This is a genomic window from Pseudomonas sp. FP2254, assembly GCF_030687695.1.
Lineage (GTDB): Bacteria > Pseudomonadota > Gammaproteobacteria > Pseudomonadales > Pseudomonadaceae > Aquipseudomonas > Aquipseudomonas quebecensis.
In genome coordinates, this window is record NZ_CP117444.1 from 4,075,374 (window position 1) to 4,096,477 (window position 21,104).

Here is a 21,104-nt window from a genome sequence, read left to right on the forward strand (position 1 = left end):
TCAATCAGCCTTATCAGCAGTGCGAGCAAGAGGTTTACGCCGGGAAACCGGTGACACATGGGCCGAACCGTTGTTCAGCGCCATCATCAATGCCGGCAGCCAACGACCCAACAACCCGAACAGATCCCCCGCCCCTACCTGACGGTTGGCGGTTTTCAGCACGCGACCCAGGCACGCATCGTCGTCGCGGTTGGACGGCGAAGCATTGAGCATGTCACGCAAAGACTGTTCGAACGGATCGTGCATAAAGACCTCTCGCAAGTGATTTAAAAGACGAGGGTAAATTTCATCGGGTCACATAAGACCCTTCCTACGTTCAGCTCATATTCAGCTCAAACCCAGCGCAATCGTCGAAACAGCCACCATTGCCCGAGTGCCACAGTGACCATCAGCAGGCACGCAATCATGAATCCGTAGGGGCTGGCCGAGAACGGGATACCCCCAACATTTATGCCCAGCAGGCCGGTCAGGAAACTCATCGGCAGGAAGATCCCGGTGATGATCCCGAAGCGGTACATGGTGCGGTTCATGCGCACGCTCAAGCGCCGGTCTTCGGCCTCCAGCACAAGCCCCACGCGCTCCCGGGTCAATTCGAGCTCTTCCAGGTAGCGGGTCAGGCTGTTGTTCAATTCGTTCCAGTAGTCGGCATCGTCGTCACAAAACCAGGGCAATTTAATCCGCGTGAGCTGGGCAAAAATATCTCGCTGCGGGGCGAGAAAACGCTTGAGCCCGGCTGCGCGCCGACGGATCTGCAAAATGCTGCCGTGCTCCGGAGTATACCGTTCGTCGGTATCGAGTTTTTCTTCTTCGGTATCGACGATTTCAGACAAATCCGTGACCAGGTCCTGCACTTTATTGGTCAGGTACTGCGCCATATAAAGTATGAGTTCGGACGCAGTGCGCGGCCCCTTGCCATCCGACAACTGCACCAGCAGCTCATCGGTAGCGCGCAGCGGGCGCAGACGCAGGGAAATCACGCGGTTGGCGGCGGCGAAAATACGCACCGAAACCATGTCCTCCGGCTCGGCGCCCGGGTTGAGGTTGACCCCACGCAGAAACAGCAGCAACTGCGAATCCGGCAGCGGCAACAAGCGCGGCCGGGTGTTCTCTTCCAGCAGCAGGTCACAGGCGAATTCACTCAGGCCACTGGATTTACGCAACCAGGTCTGGGTTTGCGGATGACTGCGATCCCAATGCAGCCACAGGCTTTCCTGAGGCTGCAGTTGCAGGTCATCAAGCTCAGTCCGGGCAATCGAACGCGCACCGCCTTTACCGTCCAGCACCAGGGCATGCACCAGCCCCCATTGCGCGTTTTCTTCCTCGAACATCCTCACCCCAGTCGGCTATTGCAGTTTATTCAGGCATTTTCAGCGGGCTGGGCGACACGATCACGCCGTTATTGTCGGCATAGATGTATTCGCCCGGGCGGAAGGTCACGCCGGCAAAGGTGACCACGACATTCAGATCGCCAATGCCGCGCTTATCCGTTTTCATCGGGTGACTGGCCAAAGCCTGCACGCCAAGATCGGTCTGGGCGATGACGTCGACATCGCGGATGCAACCGTAGATCACCATCCCTTCCCAGCCATTTTTCGCGGCTTTCTCGGCAATCATGTCACCCAGCAGCGCGCGGCGCAGCGAACCACCACCGTCGACCACCAGCACCTTGCCGGCGCCCGGCTGGTCGGCCTGTTCCTTGACCAGCGAGTTATCTTCGAAGCACTTGATGGTGACAATCTCGCCACCAAAGGAATCTCGGCCGCCGAAATTGCTGAACATAGGCTCGACCACCTGCACCAATTCGGGGTAGGCGTCACACAGGTCGGGGGTCACGTAATGGTTCATCGAAAAATTCCTTTCTGCCAAAGAAGTGTCTTTCAAGGAAGTACCGGGCGAAACGGGTGAGAAACATCCCACTGGTATCGCTGCAACGCAATAGCCTCTACGCGACTGAATATGACCAGAAGCGTTTGGCGCGTCATATCTTAGCCGCAACCTCACAGGAGCGAAACGCCCTTGGCAGAGCGCTGCGTCAAACCGCCGCGAGGGCCTGCGCCGGCACACCGAACAACGGTGTGATGGGGTCTTTCAACCACTGTTCCACCAAAGGCCAGACCTCGACCTGGGCAGCCTTGCTCACCAGCATCTCGACATGCCCGAAATCATCGGTAAATCCGTGCCTGCGCCCCAGGCACAGGTACTGGCGATGCTCAGTGCCGACCTGCTCGAACAACTTGCGGCAGGCCCAGTCCGGGTCTTGATGGTCACCCGCCGCACTCACCGCCAACAACGGCACGTCGACGTCCGCCAAGCCCTTCCACCAATCACGCTCGGCATCGCCGAAACGCCCGAACAACCCGTGCCAGCGCATGGTTTCAATCAATACCCCCACCGGCTCATCTTCAGGCCCGCGTTTGAAACGCGCACCGGACACCTCGGCCATTCGCTTGAGAATAAAGCGCCCGCCCCACTCCACCGGGGGAATTTTCAACGGCCAGTAGTTGCGACTGACCTGACAGCCAAATAACGCGACCGAAGCCACCGCCGGGGCGCCTAAATACTGGCCCCCCAGCGCCGCCGCCAGGGTCGTGCCGCCCAGGGAGTGTCCGATCCAGTGCGGGATCTGCGCGCTTTGCTCACGCACGAACGCACCGATGGCTGGCAAGTCGTACCGCGCATAATCTGCCACCCGGTTGCACGCATAGGCCTGATTGCGCTTAGACAAACCATGGCCGCGCATTTCCGGAATCCACACGTCAAAGCCTCGCCGCGCCAGATAGGCGCCCAGGCCTATGCCTTTGGGCGAATACCAGAAGCGTCGATTGGAAAAACTGCCGTGCAACAAAATTACCGGGGTGCCCCGGTTTTCCGGGACATCGGCCAGGCCCAGACGGGTCACGGCCAACTCGACGGTACCGTCGGGGCTATTGCCGGGTTTGAGGCGATACACATCTTCACTCAGGTCGCCACGACGCTCAGCGCTGATCAGGGCGACAGGAAACAGATTGCTGCTGCTTTGCATAATGCTCTTGCACAAAAAAGGGCGGCGTCCACACGGATTCCCGCCCTGTACAGATAAGAATGCCGGTCAACCTTCACGGTTGACCGGCACTTTTGACGGATCGCCCTCAGGCGGACGCTTGGCCTTCGGCCAGGAAGAACCAGGTTTCCAGCACCGAATCGGGGTTCAGCGAAACGCTTTCGATACCTTGCTCCATCAGCCATTTGGCCAGGTCAGGGTGGTCCGAAGGGCCCTGGCCGCAGATGCCGATGTACTTGCCTGCCTTATTACAGGCCTGGATGGCATTGGCCAGCAACTTCTTGACCGCCGGGTTACGCTCGTCGAACAAGTGCGCGATGATCCCGGAGTCACGATCCAGGCCCAGGGTCAGCTGGGTCAGGTCGTTGGAGCCAATGGAGAAACCATCGAAGAACTCCAGGAACTCTTCGGCCAGGATCGCATTGGATGGCAGCTCGCACATCATGATCACGCGCAGCCCGTTTTCACCACGGGACAGACCGTTTTCAGCCAGCAGATCCACTACCTGGCTCGCTTCACCCAGGGTGCGGACGAACGGCACCATGATCTCGACGTTGGTCAGGCCCATCTCATTGCGCACGCGCTTGAGGGCACGGCATTCGAGCTCGAAGCAATCACGGAACGCTTCGCTGATATAGCGCGAGGCACCTCGGAAGCCCAGCATCGGGTTTTCTTCTTCCGGCTCGTAGAGCTTGCCGCCGATCAGGTTGGCGTATTCGTTGGACTTGAAGTCCGACAGACGCACGATGACTTTTTTCGGGTAGAACGCCGCCGCCAGGGTGCTGATGCCTTCCACCAGCTTCTCAACGTAGAAACCAACCGGGTCGTTGTAGCCGGCGATGCGCTTGTCGACGCTTTCCTTGATATCCAGCGGCAGGCCGTCGTAGTTCAGCAGCGCCTTGGGGTGCACGCCGATCATGCGGTTGATGATGAACTCCAGGCGAGCCAGGCCTACACCGGCGTTCGGCAATTGCGCGAAGTCAAAGGCGCGGTCCGGGTTGCCGACGTTCATCATGATCTTGAACGGCAGGTCCGGCATGGCGTCGATGGAGTTCTGCTTGATATCGAAGCCCAGTTCGCCTTCGAAGATGAAACCAGTGTCGCCTTCGGCACAGGAAACGGTCACGCCCTGGCCGTCCTTAAGCAGTTGCGTGGCATTACCGCACCCTACCACCGCAGGAATCCCCAGCTCACGGGCAATGATCGCCGCGTGGCAGGTACGCCCGCCACGGTTGGTAACGATGGCACTGGCGCGTTTCATCACCGGTTCCCAGTCCGGGTCGGTCATGTCGGAAACCAGGACGTCGCCTGGCTGAACCTTGTCCATCTCGGACACGTCCTTGATGATCCGCACCTTGCCCGCACCGATGCGCTGCCCGATGGCGCGACCTTCCACCAGCACGGTGCCGGTTTCCTTGAGCAGGTAACGCTCCATGACGTTGGCGGAGGTACGGCTCTTCACGGTTTCCGGGCGCGCCTGCACGATATACAGCTTGCCGTCGTCACCGTCCTTGGCCCACTCGATGTCCATCGGGCACTTGTAGTGCTTCTCGATGATCATCGCTTGTTTGGCCAGTTCGCTGACTTCAGCGTCGGTCAGGCAGAAACGCGCGCGCTCGGCCTTGTCGACTTCAACGGTTTTTACCGAGCGACCGGCCTTGGCCTCGTCGCCGTAAATCATCTTGATGGCCTTGCTGCCCAGGTTGCGACGCAGGATGGCCGGGCGACCCGCTTCGAGGGTGCCTTTGTGTACGTAGAATTCGTCGGGGTTGACCGCGCCTTGTACGACGGTTTCGCCCAGGCCGTAGGCGCCGGTGATAAACACCACGTCACGGAAGCCGGATTCGGTATCGAGGGTGAACATCACGCCGGCGGTGCCGGTTTCCGAACGCACCATGCGCTGTACGCCGGCAGACAGGGCCACCAGTTTGTGGTCGAAACCCTGGTGCACGCGGTAGGAAATCGCGCGATCGTTGAACAGCGAGGCAAACACTTCCTTGGCCGCGCGGATCACGTTTTCCACGCCGCGAATATTCAGGAAGGTTTCCTGCTGGCCGGCGAAGGAAGCGTCGGGCAGGTCTTCGGCGGTGGCCGACGAGCGCACGGCAACGGCCATGTCCGGGTTGCCCGCTGACAAGGTGGTAAACGCCGCGCGGATTTCTTCGTTGAGCTTTTCGGGGAACTCGGCTTCCATGATCCACTGGCGGATCTGGGCACCGGTCCTGGCCAGGGCATTGACGTCGTCGACGTCCAGGGCATCCAGCGCGGCGTGGATCTGAGCATTGAGGCCGCTCAGTTCGAGGAAATCGCGGTAAGCCTGGGCCGTGGTGGCGAAACCACCCGGCACCGAGACACCAGCGCCTGCAAGATTACTGATCATCTCGCCGAGGGATGCGTTCTTGCCCCCCACATGCTCTACATCATGGACGCCGAGCTTATCGAGGGAAACTACGTACTCTACCAAGGTGATCTCTCCACTAACTGTGTTGGAAAAGCTCAGGACGCCGACTGCTCGTAGGAGCGTTCGCCAGCGTTTGTGGCCTGGACCTGGAAAATAAGTGAGAATGCGGCCCTCTGTGGGACGGCAAAATCGCGCCTATCATATCCAAGATTCGTCATCAGCTTAAGGCCCAGGGCTCAAATGAAACGATCTGCTTTCTTTATCTCCGACGGCACCGGCATCACAGCCGAAACCCTGGGCCAAAGCCTGCTCGCGCAGTTCGAAAACATTACCTTCGCCAAATTCACGCGACCCTATATCGACAGCGTGGATAAAGCGCGGGCCATGGTACAACAAATCAATCTGGCGGCTGAAAAAGACGGTTTTCGGCCGATCATTTTCGACACCATCGTCAATCAGGACATTCGTGAGATCCTCGCCACTTCGAATGGTTTCATGATCGACATCTTCTCCACGTTCCTGGCGCCACTGGAACAGGAGTTAAGCGAACATTCCTCTTATTCGGTAGGAAAGTCCCATTCCATTGGGCATAACTCCAATTACATGGAGCGCATCGAAGCGGTGAACTTCGCCCTCGACAACGACGACGGCGCCCGCACCCATTACTACGACAAGGCCGACCTGATTCTGGTGGGGGTGTCCCGCTGCGGCAAAACGCCGACCTGTTTATATATGGCCATGCAATTCGGTATCCGTGCGGCCAATTACCCGCTGACCGAAGACGATATGGAGCACCTCACCCTGCCCGCAGCCCTGCGCGCCCATTCGCACAAACTGTTCGGCCTGACCATCGACCCGGACCGCCTTACCGCGATCCGTAACGAGCGCAAGCCCAACAGCCGCTACTCCAGCTACGCCCAATGCGAATTTGAAGTGCGCGAAGTGGAAAACCTGTTCCGCCGCGAGAATATTGCGCACATCAATTCCACGCATTTTTCGGTGGAAGAGATTTCGGCCAAGATTCTGGTGGAGAAAGGTGTGGAACGAAGGTTTAAGTAAGGCAAACTCAAGCCGCAAGCTGCAAGCTGCAAGCTAAAGCCACTCCGCTCTCGTCTTGCAGCTTGAAGCTTGAAGCTTGAAGCTTGCACCTCAAACCTTACAACTGAAACCTCCCCCCACCCTGTCCCAAAGCCGTCGCCAACGCGTCGAATCCCGCCCTCAGCAGCTGATCGTCTCCCGACGTGTTGCAGATGCTTGCACGAATAAACTGCGGCACCGCCGTCTGCCCCACGGCAAAGGCTTCGGCGGTGGCGATCAGGTAATTATTCTGCTTGAGCTCCGCCTCGATTTCCGACGCGCGCCAAGGCTCCGGCACTTCAATCCAGAAGTGCGGACTGTTGAGGTGGGTGCGGTATTGAAGGCCCGCCAACAAGTCGCGCACCAATGCCTTGCGCCGGCTGATTTCGCTGATCTGCTGGCTGAGCAGGTACTGCGCCGTGCCGTTCTCGATCCACTGCGTGGCCAGTTCCAGAGTCACCGGCGTGGCCATCCAGCAGGTTGAACGCAACGCCGCCGAGATGCGGCTGACCAACGCCGGCGGTGCGTGCACATAGCCCACCCGCAGGCCCGCCGAGACGGCCTTGCTCAGGCTGCTGATTAAAATCGTGCGTTCGGGGGCGAAAAAACTCAGCGGCGGTGGCCGGTCTTCCACCAGTACACCGTGGGCCTCGTCTTCAAGGATCAACAGGTTGTGTTCCCGGCATACTTTGACCAGCGCTTCACGCCGCGCCACCGACAGCACCGCGGTGGTCGGGTTCTGAATCGTCGGCGTGCAGTACAGCGCCGAAATACGGTGATTCCGACAGACTTCATCCAGCGCGCTCGGCAACAGACCCTCTTCATCCATTTCCAGCCCGATCAGGCGGATGCCAAGCATCCGCGCGGCGGTGATCAGCCCGGGATAGGTCAGCTGTTCGGTGACCACCGTGTCCCCTGCGCGCAGCAACGCCATCATCGCGCAGAGCAACCCATGCTGGCCGCCATTGACGCAGATGACCTGTTCGGGAATCGGATGAAAATCGCGCTGCACCAGCCACTGCGCGCCCGCGTCGCGATAGCGCGGCAGGCCGGCATCCGGCGTGTAGGCGCTGATGTCCTGCAAAAACTTGGCATTGGTCGCCAGGGTCTGGAAGCTCTGGGCCAGGAAGGCAGTCTCCTGCCCCGGAATATGCATGTTGCGACTCATGTCGAAGTACTGGCGCGGCTCTTCGCTGACATTGCGAAACCCTTCATCGCGCTGACGTTCCATCCCCCGCTTGCGCACAAACGTGCCGTCGCCCACGCGCGCCACTACCAGCCCGAGGCGCTCCAGTTCGCCGTAGGCCCGGCTGATGGTGCCGATGGTTACACCCAGGTTGTCGGAAAGCACCCGATGGGGCGGCAGTTTTCGTCCAGGTTCAATCAAGCCTTCAAGGATGCCGCGCTCCATCACATCGGACAGGCGCTTGTACTTGACGCCCTGCCCGTTGGACAACCCCTCACGCATAATTGACACCATGTCAATATTTGTTTTGACAGCCATCTTTAGCCCTAATAGTGTGCTTTTACGGGTTCAATCGCCGATTTTAACAACTCATTACAAGTTCAATATAGAGTTCAATTCTGGCTCAGGGAAGCAATAAACGATGCCAATGTCCGCCGTCCTCGAAAACACCGCGAAAACAAAAACGCAAAAACAGTGGGTGGCCGGACTGGTCACCAGCGTGTTGTTCCTGATCGTGTGCCTGAGCTGGGGCACGACCTGGCTGGGCATCAAGATCGCCGTGGAAAGCGTGCCGCCGCTGACCTCAGCCGGGCTGCGCTTTCTGATCGCCTTCCCACTGTTCCTGTGCTTTGCCCTGGCCCGACGCGAGCCGATCCTGTTTCCCCGCGAGAGTCGCTGGTTCTTTGTCTTCGTGACGTTGTCGTATTTCAGCGTTCCCTACTACCTGCTCAATTACGGCGAGATGCACGTATCGTCCGGCCTTACCGCCCTGTTATTCAGCTGCATGCCGGTATTCATTCTGATTTTTTCCGCGCTGTTTCTTCGCGAGCGCATCTACTTTTCCCAGGTGGTCGGCATCGGCATCGGTTTCGGCAGCCTCTACATGATCATCAGGAGCCAGGGCCTGCACCTGGACCACGCCGAATTCCTGGGCGTATTGGCGATTTTGACCGCTGCGATCATGCATGCCCTGTGCTACGTCATCACCAAGCTCAAAGGCAGCGCCATCAGCGTAATCAGCTACAACACCCTGCCCATCGGGATTGCCGGGCTGATGCTGTTCATCGCCGGCCTGTTCGTTGAAACACCGAGTTTCGACGCCATCACCCTGCGCTCATGGAGCGCGTTGCTCTACCTGGGGCTGGTGGCCTCGGTGGGCGGATTTATCGTGTACTTCATGCTGCTCAAGCGCCTGAGCCCGATCATCCTGTCGTTCGTGTTCATCATTTTCCCGGTATTCGCGGTCATCATCGGCGCCTGGTATGAAGGCGTGCCGATCTCCCATGACTTGATGCTCTACTCGGCGATCCTGCTGGCCGGCTTTGCAATCACCAAACTGCCGATTGAAAAACTGCTGGCCAAGAAAAATTGACCCGCCCGACCCAACCACCCCAGCAACGCGAGAGAAACATGGAAGTGCTCCGCCCCGATGCCCTGGAACAGATCTACGCCCACGCCAGCCGCAGTTATCCCGAAGAATGCTGTGGTTTTGTCTTCGCCGACGGCAGTGTGTACCTGGGCAGCAATATCCAGAATGAACTGCACCGCAAGGACCCCGAGATGTACCCGCGCAGCGCGGCCGATGGCTACACCTTCTCGGTGGCCGACACGCTGCTGCTGAACAAGGCGTTTCGCAGCGACAACCCGGTAGTGGTGATCTACCACTCGCACCCGGATGTCGGTGCCTATTTCAGCGACGAAGACCAGGACAAGGCGCTGTTCATGGGCGAGCCGATCTACCCGGTCAGCTACCTGGTAGTCGACGTTCGCCAGGGCCAGGCCCTGGGCTCCAAGTTGTTTGCCTGGGACGGCAAGCATTTCGCCGCACAACCTTTCAACGACCTGCACACGGAGTTGTCCATGAACGCTGTCTCTTTCCCCGACATTCTGGTTCGCGTGGCCAAGCTACCGGAATCGACCCTCGAGGGCGCCGGATCGACATTGCGCGAAGTCATTGAAAACCTCTGCAACAGCCACCCGCAACTGCGTCCGCATCTGTTCCACGAAAAGAACAACCAGCTCAAGGAACACTTCCTGTTCACCGCCGAAGACGAATTGATCGCGGCCGACGACCTGCTGCCCGAAAAGGCCAGCATCGAAGTGCTGCTCGCCACCTCCGGCGGCATCGGCGTCGACACCTTGAGCAATGAAGAAGTGCAGCGCTACGTGCGTCACATCACCCTGCCCGGCGTCGGTCGCGAAGGCCAGTTGAGCCTCAAGAAAGCCAAGGTGCTGATCATCGGCACCGGCGGCCTTGGCTCGCCGATCAGCCTGTACCTGGCGGCGGCCGGCGTCGGCACCCTGGGACTGGTGGATTTCGATGTGGTGGAGAGCAGCAACCTGCAACGCCAGATCGTGCATGGCAACAGCACCCTGGGCCTGCCCAAGGTCGAGTCCGCCAGACGGCGCCTGCAGGACCTCAATCGCCATATCCGCATCAACGCGCACGACACCGCGCTGACCGCCGACAATGCCCTTGAGCTGGTGGGTGCCTACGACCTGGTGATCGACGGCACCGACAATTTCGACACGCGCTACCTGGTCAACGACGCCTGCGTACAGCTGGGCAAGCCCTTGGTATATGGCGCCATTTACCGCTTCGACGGTCAGATCAGCGTGCTCAACTACCAAGGTGGGCCGTGTTATCGCTGCCTGTTCCCAAGCGCCCCGCCCGCCGAACTGGCGCCCAATTGCAGCGCCGGCGGTGTGATCGGCGTGTTGCCCGGCGTGGTCGGGATGATCCAGGCCACCGAGGCGATCAAACTGCTGATCGGCCTTGGCGAACCGTTATCCGGCCGCCTGATGCGTTTCGATGCCCTGGCGATGAAATTCAGCGAAATCCGCTTCAAGCGTCGCGCCGATTGCCCGTGCTGCTCGGAACTGCGCCACAGCGAAACCGTGGCGCCAGCCGTGTGCGCCGATGCCGTGCCACGCCAACCCGCACTGGCCGAGGAACGCTACATCCAGCCGCAAGGGCTCAAACAGGTCATCGAACACCCCAGCAGCGCCGACGTGCTGCTGGACGTACGCGACGCCAGCGAACTGGAGGTGTGCAAACTGCCGGGCGTGGTGCATATCCCCCTGGCCGAGCTGGACGGGCAACTCGATCGCCTCAGCCGCGATAACACCCATTACCTGATCTGCTACGCCGGCAGCCGCGCCGAGCAGGCCGCCAGCACGTTGCTGGCGGCGGGCTTTGTCAACACCAAAGTCCTGCGAGGCGGCATGAAACACTGGGTTCGCGACGTCGAACCCGACATGCCTTTGTACTGATCACCCGCCATGGGCTCCTACCTGATGTTGCATAACTCTATTCTCGACGCCATTGGCCAGACGCCCATCGTGCGCCTGGCGCAGTTTTCCGAAGACCTTGGTATCGAGGTCTACGCCAAGCTCGAATCCCTCAATCCCGGCGGCAGCCACAAGGCGCGCATCGCCTTGGGCATGATCCTCGACGCCGAGCGCCGCGGCGTACTGATCCGCGACTCCGGGCAAACGATCATCGAACCCAGCGGCGGTAATACCGGTATCGGTCTGGTGATGGCCGGCAACGTGCTCGGCTACAAAGTGGTGCTGGTGATCCCCGACAATTACAGCCCGGAAAAACAGAAATTGCTGCGCCTGTATGGAGCCAAGGTAGTGCTGTCGGACAGCCGCCTCGGTAACAATTCCCACGGTGAGAAGTGCATGGAACTGCAGCTGGAAAACCCCAGCTACGTGATGCTCAACCAGCAACGCAACGGCGCCAACCCGCAGACCCACCGCGATACCACGGCACGGGAAATCATCCGTGCCTTCGGCGACCGCCGCGTGGACTATTTCGTCAGCGGCATCGGCACCGGCGGGCATATCACCGGGATCGGTGAAACGCTGAAGACCACCTGGCCGGCCATCCGGGTGATGGGCGTGGAACCGGAGGAATGCGACCTGTTGCAAAACCGGCACGCGCCGCACCACATCCAGGGCCTGTCGATCGGGCTGATTCCCAGCATCCTCAATCTGGATGTGATCGACGGCATGCTCAAGGTGTCGCACCAGGACTGTCTCGACATGATGAAGCGCATCATGCGCACCGATGCCATCAGCCTGGGCCTGTCCTCCGCCGCCAATATGGTGGCCATTGCCAGGCTCGCCCCCGAACTGCCGCCCGAAACGGTGGTGTTGACCATGGTCTACGACAATGCCGACAGCTACCTGCCCAGTTTCGAATAACCGGTTTTTCAATGATCCAGAACGCGGGGGTGCCTCCATGGGTGGCTTTATCGACATGCAACATCTGCACGATGAGTTGCTCACCCATCTCATCAAGACCCTCACGCCCGCGCAGATGAAGCAGTTGGAACCCCATCTGGCGCCGCTGATCCAGAACGCCGCCCAGGCAGTGGCCGAAGACTTGATCGCGTACGCCTACCGCGACCCGGCCTCCCGAGGGCGTGGTGAGCTGATCCTGGAGTCCTACGCGTCATTCAAGGCCGTGCTGTATTACCGCCTCGCCCACCTGGTGTGGAATTTCCCCGACCGCATCAACGGCGTCTTCTCGCGTATCGCTTTGAAGCTCAGCAACCAGGGCAAGGTGTTGTCCGGCGCCGAGATACACCCGGCAGCCCGCATCGGAAGGCGTTTCGTGCTGGACCACGGCTACGGCACGGTGATCGGCGAAACCTGCGAGATCGGCAATGACTGCTACATCCTCTGCGGCGTAACCCTGGGCGCCCGGGGCATCGCCAATAACCCCGACGGCAAGCGCCATCCGCGTCTGGGCAACAATGTCGAGGTTGGCTCCGGCGCCCGTGTGCTCGGCTATGTGCAGATCGGCGACAACGTATTTATCAGCCCGTCCTGCGTGATTACCCAAGACGTGCCCGCCGGCACCAAGGTGAAGGTGGTCAACCAGATCCAGTTGCAAAAGAACGATGAGTCGGACCACAGCCAGTACCTCGGTGCCTTTGCCCTGGACGAACGCCTGCACGTGGTGGGCGAGATCACGGCCAGCCACAAGGTCACGGTACTGGACGCCGACTTCCACCCGCTGCCGGGGTTGATGCTCGAGCCCACAGTGAAGGAGCGCCACCACCTGCAATTTCGCCTGCACCGGCTAGAGCCCGCCAGCCACCTGCCGCGCCTGCCGCTGAACCTGAAGGTCTGCGGGCCGGAATTTGAAATCACCCTGCTCTCCCCCCCTGGCTTGAGCGCAATGGTGCGCCACCTGTTGCAAGCCAGCCCATCGATCGTCGGAGGTTGAACATGTCCGTGCACACCATGGAAACCCTGGCGCTGTTCGACAGCGCGCCCTATCAGAACGCCTTCAGCGCCCGGGTGATTGCCGTCAGCGAACACGGCATCGCCCTGGAGCACACCTTGTTCTACCCCACAGGCGGCGGCCAACCGGGCGACACCGGGCATATCACTCTGCCCGACGGAACCCGAGTGGCGGTGACGGGCACGGTGCGCGACCCGGTGCTGCGCTCGATCATCTGGCATCAGGTCGAGCAGTGCCCCGAGCAATTGACCGCCGGCGTACAGGTGGACGCCGGCCTCGACTGGGAGCGGCGTTACCAGCACATGAAGATGCACACCTGCCTGCACTTGCTGTGCTCGCTTATCGACGCACCGGTGACTGGCTGCAGCATCAGCGCCGATAAGGGGCGCCTGGATTTCGACCTGCCGGAAATGACCCTCGACAAAGACAGCATCACCCGTGACCTCAACGCCTTGATCGAACAGGCGCATCCGGTCAAGACGCTGTCGATGCCGGCCTCGGAATACGCCACCCTGCTGCAGATCACGCGCACCCAGGCCGTCGCACCACCGGTAGTGCAGGGTTCGGTGCGCGTGATTGAAATCGCTGGGATCGATATCCAGCCATGCGGCGGCACCCACGTGCTCAACACCGAGGAAATCGGCCGGGTGTTCTGCGAAAAGATCGAGAAAAAGAGCAAGCACAACCGCCGGGTGATCCTGCGGTTCGAGTGAATGCCCTTCAAATATGGGAAGGGGTTGTGGTGAGCAGGCTATGGTGGTGAGCAGGCTTGCCCTGCGCTGGGTCGCGAAGCGGCCCCAAACCCAGGCACCTCGGTGTGTCAGCTAAACCACTTCGCCTCAAATGGGGCTGCTTCGCAGCCCAACGCGGGACAAGCCCGCTCACCACAGAGTTATTTCAACCTTTGAAACGTGTGTAGATATCTATGGCTATCGGGGCCAAATGCACCGAGTCGCCGGATGGCGCGGTGTTGCTGAGTTAGGTGTTTGGATGTAGCGAGTGGTGATCCCTCTCTGACCCAGAGGAATCTAACTGTGGGAGGGGGCTTGCCCCCGATGGCGGCCTGACAGCCGACCAGGATGTTGGGTCAGACCGAGTACATATCCGTTGCTGCGGTCATGGCGGCTATGGGTTCCGCCCTTACGGCGGGTCACTTTTGGAAGAGCGCCAAAAGTAACCAAAAACGCTTCGCCCCACCACTCGGCACCTCGCTCAGGCTCGGTGTGCCCGGAATCCGACATTGATTTGGGGGGCCGCCGCCACGCGCCATCCATGGCGCGGGGCGGCTAAACCGGCATCCCTGCCGGTTTAGCCCCCAAATCAATGCTGAATTCCGGCCAGCGTGGTTAACGGGGCGCCTGAGGTCAAAAGCGAGAGCAAGAGCGGCTCGCTTCGCATCGTGGTTAGGGTTGGTGGCTGCATGTCTTCGGTGAAAACATAGCCTGAGAAAATGAGGTTCTTGTAGTGAACGGGCTTGCTGTGGTGAGCAGGCTTGTCAAATCGTCGCACCGCCCCTGCCACAGGTTTAGCTCGGCGCATCCTGCTAGATCACGAACAAGTCCACGAAACGGTTGACCGGGGTGGCTTCAAGCTTCGCCTGATCCTTGCACAACGCAAAAATCTCGGCACTGCGCTGCGCGGTAAACCGCGTGGCCAGGTTGGCCTTGAACTTGTCTTCCAGCAATGGAATGCCCTGCGCCCGGCGGCGACGATGACCAATCGGATATTCCACCGCCACCTCTTCGGTGCAAGTGCCGTCGGTAAAGAACACTTGCACCGCATTGGCAATCGAACGCTTGTCGGCCTCCAGGTATTCACGGCTGTAGCGCGGGTTCTCGACGATGACCATCTTGTTGCGCAGCACGTCGACGATCGGGTGCGCGGCATGGAAAGTATCCTCGTAGTGCTCGGCCACCAGGTTGCCGAACGCCAGGGGCACGGCGGTCATGTATTGCAGGCAGTGGTCGCGGTCGGCGGCGTTGGCCAGGGGGCCGACCTTGGAGATGATACGAATCGCTGACTCATGGGTAGTGATCACGATGCGTTCGACCTCGTGCAGGCGGTCCCTGACCTGCGGATGCAACCTCACCGCGGCTTCGCAGGCGGTCTGCGCGTGGAACTCGGCGGGAAAGCTGATCTTGAACAGCACGTTCTCCATCACATAGGTGCCATAAGGCTGACTCAAGCTGAATGCACGCTGGTCTTCGGGCTTGAGCGCCAAGTCCTTGTTGGTGTGGCTGAACAGTACGTCATAGAAACCCCATTGCGGCGCACTCAGCACCCCCGGGATGCCCATTTCGCCACGCAGCGCGATATCCGCCAGGCGTACGCCGCGACTTGAAGCGTCCCCCGCCGCCCAGGATTTGCGCGAACCGGCATTCGGCGCGTGGCGGTAGGTGCGCAACGCCTGGCCGTCAACGAATGCATGGGACAGCGCCGACAGTAACTGCTCGCGATTGGCGCCCATCAGTTTGGCGCTGACCGCGGTGGAGGCGACTTTCACCAGCAGCACATGGTCGAGGCCGACACGGTTGAACGAATTTTCCAGGGCTAGCACGCCCTGGATTTCATGGGCCATGATCGTCGCCTCCAGCACCGCGCGCAGGGTCAAGGGCGCATCGCCATTGGCCACGCGCTTTTGCGAGAGGTGATCGGCCACGGCGAGGATGGCGCCCAGGTTATCCGAAGGGTGGCCCCATTCGGCGGCGAGCCAGGTGTCGTTGTAGTCGAGCCAGCGCACGAGGCAGCCGATGTCCCACGCGGCCTTGACCGGGTCCAGCCGGAATGAAGTACCCGGCACCCGCGCGCCGAACGGCACCACCGTGCCCTCCACCATCGGCCCCAGATGCTTGGTGCATTCGGGGAAACGCAGGGCCAGCAGGCCGCAGCCGAGGGTGTCCATCAGGCAGTGGCGTGCGGTGTCCAGAGCGGCCTGGGATGCGATCCGATAATCGAGAACGTAATCGGCGATGTCCTGCAGGACCTGATCATAGTCAGGACGGTTGTTCTGGTCGACGTTGGCGCTCATGGCAGTTCTCCACAAGGATTGGTGTTGCGCTTTAGAAGGAGCCCCCGGGTACGCGCACGAAGCCTTCCATCAATACCCGGGCACTGCGGCTCATGATGGCCTTCTTCACCACCCATTCACCGTCCACCTGGGTGGCCTCGGCCCCCACGCGCAAGGTGCCGGACGGATGCCCGAAGCGCACGGCGTTGCGCTCGATGCCACCGGCCGCCAGGTTGACCAGCGTCCCGGAAATCGCCGCCGCCGTGCCGATCGCCACCGCCGCCGTCCCCATCATGGCGTGGTGCAACTTGCCCATCGACAGCGCGCGCACCAGCAAATCCACGTCGCCGGCCTTGATTGACTTACCGCTGGAGGCCACGTAATCGGCGGGTTTGGCCACGAACGCGACCTTGGGCGTGTGCTGACGCTGGGCGGCTTCGTCCAGATGCTTGATCAAGCCCATGCGCAGAGCGCCATGGGCGCGCACGGTCTCGAACATCGCCAGGGCCTTGGGGTCGCTGTTGATCGCGCCTTGCAGTTCGGTGCCGGTGTAACCGAGGTGTTCGGCGTTGATAAAAATCGTCGGGATGCCGGCGTTGATCAGCGTGGCCTTGAACGTGCCGACGCCCGGCACCTCCAGCTCGTCCACCAAGTTGCCGGTGGGGAACATCGAGCCGCCGCCGCCCTCTTCGTCCGCCGCCGGGTCCATGAATTCCAACTGCACTTCGGCGGCCGGGAAGGTCACGCCGTCCAATTCGAAGTCGCCGGTTTCCTGAACCGCGCCATCGGTGATCGGCACGTGGGCAATGATGGTTTTGCCGATATTGGCCTGCCAGATGCGCACCACGGCCACGCCATTGCGCGGCACACGGGCCGGGGCCACCAGCCCGGCGCTGATGGCGAACGAACCCACCGCCGCCGACAGGTTGCCGCAGTTGCCGCTCCAGTCCACGAAGGGCTTGTCGATGGAGACCTGGCCGAACAGGTAATCCACGTCGTGATCGGCGCGGGTGCTCTTGGCCAGGATCACCGTCTTACTGGTGCTGGACGTGGCGCCGCCCATGCCGTCGATTTGCTTGTCGTAGGGATCGGGGCTGCCGATCACTCGCAACAACAAGGCGTCGCGTGCCGCACCCGGCACCTGCGCCGACGCGGGCAGGTCCTGGAGGCTGAAAAAAACGCCCTTGCTGGTGCCGCCACGCATATAGGTGGCGGGGATTTTGATTTGCGGTGCGTGTGCCATGGTCATCCTCCTCAGGCGGTCGCCGCCGATTCCAGGAAGTCCTGGGCAAAACGCTGCAATACGCCGCCCGCCTCGTAGATCGACACTTCTTCGGCGGTGTCCAGGCGGCAGGTGACCGGCACTTCGACACGGGCGCCATTCTTGCGGTTGATCACCAACGTCAGTTGCGCGCGCGGGGTGCGTTCGCCGACCACATCATAGGTTTCACTGCCGTCGATCTGCAGGGTGTGCCGGTTGGTACCCGGCAGGAACTCCAGCGGCAACACACCCATGCCCACCAGATTGGTGCGGTGGATACGCTCGAACCCTTCGGCGGCAATTGCTTCCACGCCGGCCAGGCGCACGCCCTTGGCCGCCCAGTCACGGGACGAGCCCTGGCCGTAGTCGGCGCCGGCGATGATGATCAGCGGCTGTTTGCGCTCCATGTAGGTTTCGATGGCTTCCCACATCCGCGTGACCTTGCCTTCGGGCTCGATGCGCGCCAGGGAACCCTGCTTGACCTTGCCGTTTTCCACCACCATTTCGTTGAACAGTTTCGGGTTGGCGAAGGTGGCGCGCTGCGCGGTCAGGTGGTCGCCACGGTGAGTGGCATAGGAGTTGAAGTCGACCTCCGGCAGGCCCATTTTCGCCAGGTACTCACCGGCGGCGCTGTCGAGCATGATCGCGTTGGACGGCGACAGGTGGTCGGTGGTGATGTTGTCCGGCAGCACCGCCAGCGGCCGCATGCCCTTGAGCGGCCGCGCCCCGGCCAGCGCGCCTTCCCAGTACGGCGGACGACGGATATAGGTGCTCTGCGGACGCCAGTCGTACAGCGGCGCGACTTTCGGGCCGGTGTCCTCGTGGATCGCGAACATCGGGATATACACCGCGCGGAACTGCTCCGGCTTGACCGATGCCTGGACCACCGCGTCGATTTCCTCATCGCTTGGCCAGATGTCCTGCAGGCGGATTTCCTTGCCGTCGGCGTCGAAGCCCAGCACGTCTTTCTCGATATCGAAACGGATGGTGCCGGCAATCGCATACGCCACCACCAGCGGCGGCGAGGCGAGAAAGGCTTGCTTGGCGTACGGGTGGATGCGCCCATCGAAGTTACGATTGCCCGACAATACGGCGGTGGCATACAGGTCGCGGTCGATGATTTCCTGCTGGATCGCTGGGTCGAGCGCGCCGGACATGCCATTGCACGTGGTGCAGGCGAACGCCACCACGCCAAAACCGAGTTTTTCCAGTTCATGGCCCAGGCCGGCTTCTTCCAGGTACATCGCCACGGTTTTCGAGCCTGGCGCCAGGGACGACTTGACCCACGGCTTGCGCGTGAGCCCCAGTTTGTTGGCGTTGCGCGCCAACAGGCCTGCGGCAATTACGTTGCGCGGGTTGCTGGTGTTGGTGCAGCTGGTGATGGCGGCAATGATCACCGCACCGTCGGGCATTTGGCCGGGCACTTCGTCCCATTGGCCGCTGATGCCTTTGGCGGCCAGGTCGCGGGTGGCGACGCGGGCGTGCGGGTTGCTCGGGCCGGCCATGTTGCGCACCACGCTGGACAGGTCGAAGGTCAGGCCGCGCTCGTATTGCGCGCCCTTGAGATCGTCGGCCCACAACCCGGTATGGCGAGCATATTGCTCGACCAGCGCGACCTGCTGGTCTTCGCGGCCGGTGAGTTTGAGGTAGGCAATGGTCTGTGGGTCGATGTAGAACATCGCCGCCGTGGCGCCGTATTCCGGGGCCATGTTGGAGATGGTTGCGCGGTCGCCGAGGGTCAGTTTGGACGCGCCCTCACCGAAGAATTCCAGCCAGGCGCCGACCACTTTTTGTTGACGCAGAAACTCGGTCAGCGCCAGCACCATATCGGTGGCGGTGATGCCAGGCTGCAGTTCTCCGGTCAGTTCCACACCCACGCTTTCCGGCAGGCGCATCCACGACGCGCGGCCGAGCATCACGCTTTCGGCTTCCAGGCCGCCGACGCCGATGGCGATCACGCCCAGGGCATCCACATGCGGGGTATGGCTGTCGGTGCCGACGCAGGTATCGGGGAACGCCACGCCGTCGCGCACCTGGATCACCGGGGACATTTTCTCCAGGTTGATCTGGTGCATGATGCCGTTGCCCGGTGGGATCACGTCGACATTCTTGAAGGCTTTCTTGGTCCATTCGATAAAGTGGAAACGGTCTTCGTTGCGACGGTCTTCGATGGCGCGGTTTTTCTCGAACGCGTCCGGGTCGGAACCACCGGCTTCGACGGCCAGGGAGTGATCGACGATCAGCTGTGTCGGCACCACCGGATTGACCTGCGCCGGATCACCGCCTTGCAGGGCGATGGCATCGCGCAGGCCGGCGAGGTCGACCAGTGCGGTCTGGCCGAGAATGTCATGACACACCACACGCGCCGGAAACCACGGAAAATCCAGATCGCGCCTGCGCTCGATCAACTGGCTCAGGGAGGCGTTGAGGGTGGCAGGCTCGCAACGGCGCACCAGGTTCTCGGCGAGTACACGAGAGGTATAAGGCAGCGTGGCATAGGCGCCGGGACGGATGGCGTCGACCGCCGCACGGGCGTCGAAGTAATCCAGGCGACTGCCGGGCAGCGGTTTGCGAAATTCAGTGTTCATCGTCAGGACTCGGTCACGGTGATTGCAAAAGGAAGACCTGCGCCGATCCAAAATTGAAATGCGACTTAAATGTGGGAGGGGGCTTGCCCCTCCCACACTGGGTCCGGTTTCCACTTCGGGATCGTCGGTATTCCCATTCAGCGACGTTCGATTGGCACGAACTTGCGCTGCTCCACGCCGACGTACTCGGCGCTTGGACGGATGATGCGGTTGTTGGCGCGCTGCTCAAATACGTGGGCCGCCCATCCTGTAAGCCGCGAGCACACGAAGATCGGCGTGAACAGCTTGGTCGGGATGCCCATGAAGTGGTACGCCGAGGCATGGTAGAAGTCGGCGTTGGGGAACAGTTTCTTCTGTTCCCACATGGTTTTGTCGATGGCTTCGGAGACCGGGAACAGCACGGTGTCGCCTACTTCATCGGCGAGTTTTTTCGCCCAACCCTTGATCACTTCGTTGCGCGGGTCGCTGTCTTTGTAGATCGCGTGGCCGAAGCCCATGATTTTGTCCTTGCGCGCCAGCATGCCGAGGGTGCCTTCCACCGCTTCTTCGGCCGAGGCGAAGCGCTCGATCATCTCCATCGCCGCTTCGTTGGCGCCGCCGTGCAGCGGGCCGCGCAGGGAACCGATGGCGGCGGTGACGCAGGAATACAGGTCCGACAAGGTCGAGGCACAGACCCGCGCGGTGAACGTCGAGGCGTTGAATTCATGTTCGGCGTAGAGAATCAGCGATACGTTCATGACTTTTTCATGCAGCTCGCTCGGTTTCTTGCCGTGCAGCAGATGCAGGAAGTGAGCGCCGATGCTCGGCTCGTCGCTCACGCAGTCGATGCGCTTACCGTCGTGGCTGAAGCGATACCAGTAGCACATGATCGCCGGGAATGCGGCGAGCAGGCGGTCGGTGACATCGCGCTGGGCGCCGAAGTCTTTTTCCGGCTCGATATTGCCCAGAAACGAGCAACCGGTGCGCATCACGTCCATCGGGTGGGCGTCGGCGGGGATACGTTCGAGCACTTCTTTGAGCGCCTGCGGCAGGTCGCGCAACGTGCTCAGCTTGGCACTGTAGGCCGCCAATTCGGTTTTGCTCGGCAACTCGCCGTACAACAACAGGTAGGCGACTTCTTCGAATTGCGCGTCGGCGGCCAATTCACGCACGTCGTAGCCGCGATAGGTCAGGCCGGCACCGGCCTGGCCCACGGTGGACAGTGCAGTCTGCCCGGCCACCTGGCCACGCAGGCCGGCGCCACTCAATACTTTTGCTTCAGCCATGGTTCTTCTCCAATTTTGT

The 21,104-nt window shown here is 61.0% G+C and carries 16 protein-coding genes; 6 read left to right on the forward strand and 10 right to left on the reverse strand.

Translation table 11 applies throughout. The features are described from left to right. From PSH94_RS18670 to ppsA, 5 genes are all read right to left on the reverse strand, one after another. On the reverse strand, nucleotides 1–246 hold the full coding sequence (locus PSH94_RS18670; RefSeq protein ID WP_005790375.1) for a hypothetical protein: 246 nt from the start codon (nucleotides 244–246) through the stop codon (nucleotides 1–3). 86 nt (nucleotides 247–332) lie between these two features. After that, nucleotides 333–1,328, reverse strand: coding sequence for a zinc transporter ZntB (locus PSH94_RS18675; RefSeq protein WP_181076150.1), 996 nt, complete (start codon nucleotides 1,326–1,328; stop codon nucleotides 333–335). Between the two features lie 25 nt (nucleotides 1,329–1,353). Continuing rightward, on the reverse strand, nucleotides 1,354–1,845 hold the full coding sequence (gene rraA / locus PSH94_RS18680; RefSeq protein WP_181076152.1) for a ribonuclease E activity regulator RraA: 492 nt from the start codon (nucleotides 1,843–1,845) through the stop codon (nucleotides 1,354–1,356). Between the two features lie 187 nt (nucleotides 1,846–2,032). Next, entirely contained in the window at nucleotides 2,033–3,022 is a 990-nt protein-coding gene (locus PSH94_RS18685) for an alpha/beta fold hydrolase (protein WP_181076154.1), read from the reverse strand. Between the two features lie 106 nt (nucleotides 3,023–3,128). Then, nucleotides 3,129–5,504, reverse strand: coding sequence for a phosphoenolpyruvate synthase (gene ppsA / locus PSH94_RS18690; RefSeq protein ID WP_305435547.1), 2,376 nt, complete (start codon nucleotides 5,502–5,504; stop codon nucleotides 3,129–3,131). A gap of 177 nt (nucleotides 5,505–5,681) precedes the next feature. Here ppsA and PSH94_RS18695 point away from each other — a divergent pair, with 177 nt between their 5' ends. Further along, nucleotides 5,682–6,500, forward strand: coding sequence for a pyruvate, water dikinase regulatory protein (locus PSH94_RS18695; protein WP_003193298.1), 819 nt, complete (start codon nucleotides 5,682–5,684; stop codon nucleotides 6,498–6,500). A 97-nt stretch (nucleotides 6,501–6,597) separates the two neighbouring features. Here PSH94_RS18695 and PSH94_RS18700 read toward each other — a convergent pair whose 3' ends face one another. Further along, complete coding sequence (locus tag PSH94_RS18700) at nucleotides 6,598–8,022, reverse strand: PLP-dependent aminotransferase family protein (RefSeq protein ID WP_253508923.1); 1,425 nt, start codon at nucleotides 8,020–8,022, stop codon at nucleotides 6,598–6,600. Nucleotides 8,023–8,182: 160 nt separating this feature from the next. Here PSH94_RS18700 and PSH94_RS18705 point away from each other — a divergent pair, with 160 nt between their 5' ends. Genes PSH94_RS18705 through PSH94_RS18725 form a run of 5 tightly spaced genes read left to right on the forward strand, consistent with a single transcriptional unit; the run spans nucleotide 8,183 to nucleotide 13,677 of the window. Next, nucleotides 8,183–9,076, forward strand: a complete 894-nt coding sequence (locus tag PSH94_RS18705) for a DMT family transporter (RefSeq protein WP_181076180.1) — start codon at nucleotides 8,183–8,185, stop codon at nucleotides 9,074–9,076. A 38-nt stretch (nucleotides 9,077–9,114) separates the two neighbouring features. Beyond that, on the forward strand, nucleotides 9,115–10,977 hold the full coding sequence (gene moeB / locus PSH94_RS18710) for a molybdopterin-synthase adenylyltransferase MoeB (protein ID WP_305435548.1): 1,863 nt from the start codon (nucleotides 9,115–9,117) through the stop codon (nucleotides 10,975–10,977). Between the two features lie 24 nt (nucleotides 10,978–11,001). Further along, entirely contained in the window at nucleotides 11,002–11,916 is a 915-nt protein-coding gene (locus PSH94_RS18715; RefSeq protein ID WP_253511900.1) for a PLP-dependent cysteine synthase family protein, read from the forward strand. A 37-nt stretch (nucleotides 11,917–11,953) separates the two neighbouring features. Then, on the forward strand, nucleotides 11,954–12,946 hold the full coding sequence (locus PSH94_RS18720) for a serine O-acetyltransferase (protein WP_181076160.1): 993 nt from the start codon (nucleotides 11,954–11,956) through the stop codon (nucleotides 12,944–12,946). A 2-nt stretch (nucleotides 12,947–12,948) separates the two neighbouring features. Further along, nucleotides 12,949–13,677 (forward strand): alanyl-tRNA editing protein, encoded by a 729-nt coding sequence (locus PSH94_RS18725; protein WP_181076162.1) that lies wholly within the window; start codon nucleotides 12,949–12,951, stop codon nucleotides 13,675–13,677. A gap of 830 nt (nucleotides 13,678–14,507) precedes the next feature. Here PSH94_RS18725 and prpD read toward each other — a convergent pair. The 4 genes from prpD to prpC form a co-directional block, all read right to left on the reverse strand. After that, nucleotides 14,508–15,992, reverse strand: coding sequence for a 2-methylcitrate dehydratase (gene prpD, locus PSH94_RS18730; protein WP_305435549.1), 1,485 nt, complete (start codon nucleotides 15,990–15,992; stop codon nucleotides 14,508–14,510). A gap of 31 nt (nucleotides 15,993–16,023) precedes the next feature. Further along, nucleotides 16,024–17,214: a 2-methylaconitate cis-trans isomerase PrpF gene (prpF, locus tag PSH94_RS18735; protein WP_305435550.1), complete on the reverse strand. Its 1,191-nt coding sequence runs from the start codon at nucleotides 17,212–17,214 to the stop codon at nucleotides 16,024–16,026. An 11-nt stretch (nucleotides 17,215–17,225) separates the two neighbouring features. Beyond that, nucleotides 17,226–19,820, reverse strand: coding sequence for a Fe/S-dependent 2-methylisocitrate dehydratase AcnD (acnD, locus tag PSH94_RS18740; RefSeq protein WP_305435551.1), 2,595 nt, complete (start codon nucleotides 19,818–19,820; stop codon nucleotides 17,226–17,228). A 137-nt stretch (nucleotides 19,821–19,957) separates the two neighbouring features. After that, nucleotides 19,958–21,085 carry a 2-methylcitrate synthase gene (gene prpC / locus PSH94_RS18745; protein ID WP_181081673.1) on the reverse strand — a complete coding sequence of 376 codons (1,128 nt, stop codon included), beginning with the start codon at nucleotides 21,083–21,085 and terminating at the stop codon, nucleotides 19,958–19,960. Nucleotides 21,086–21,104: the final 19 nt, after the last annotated feature.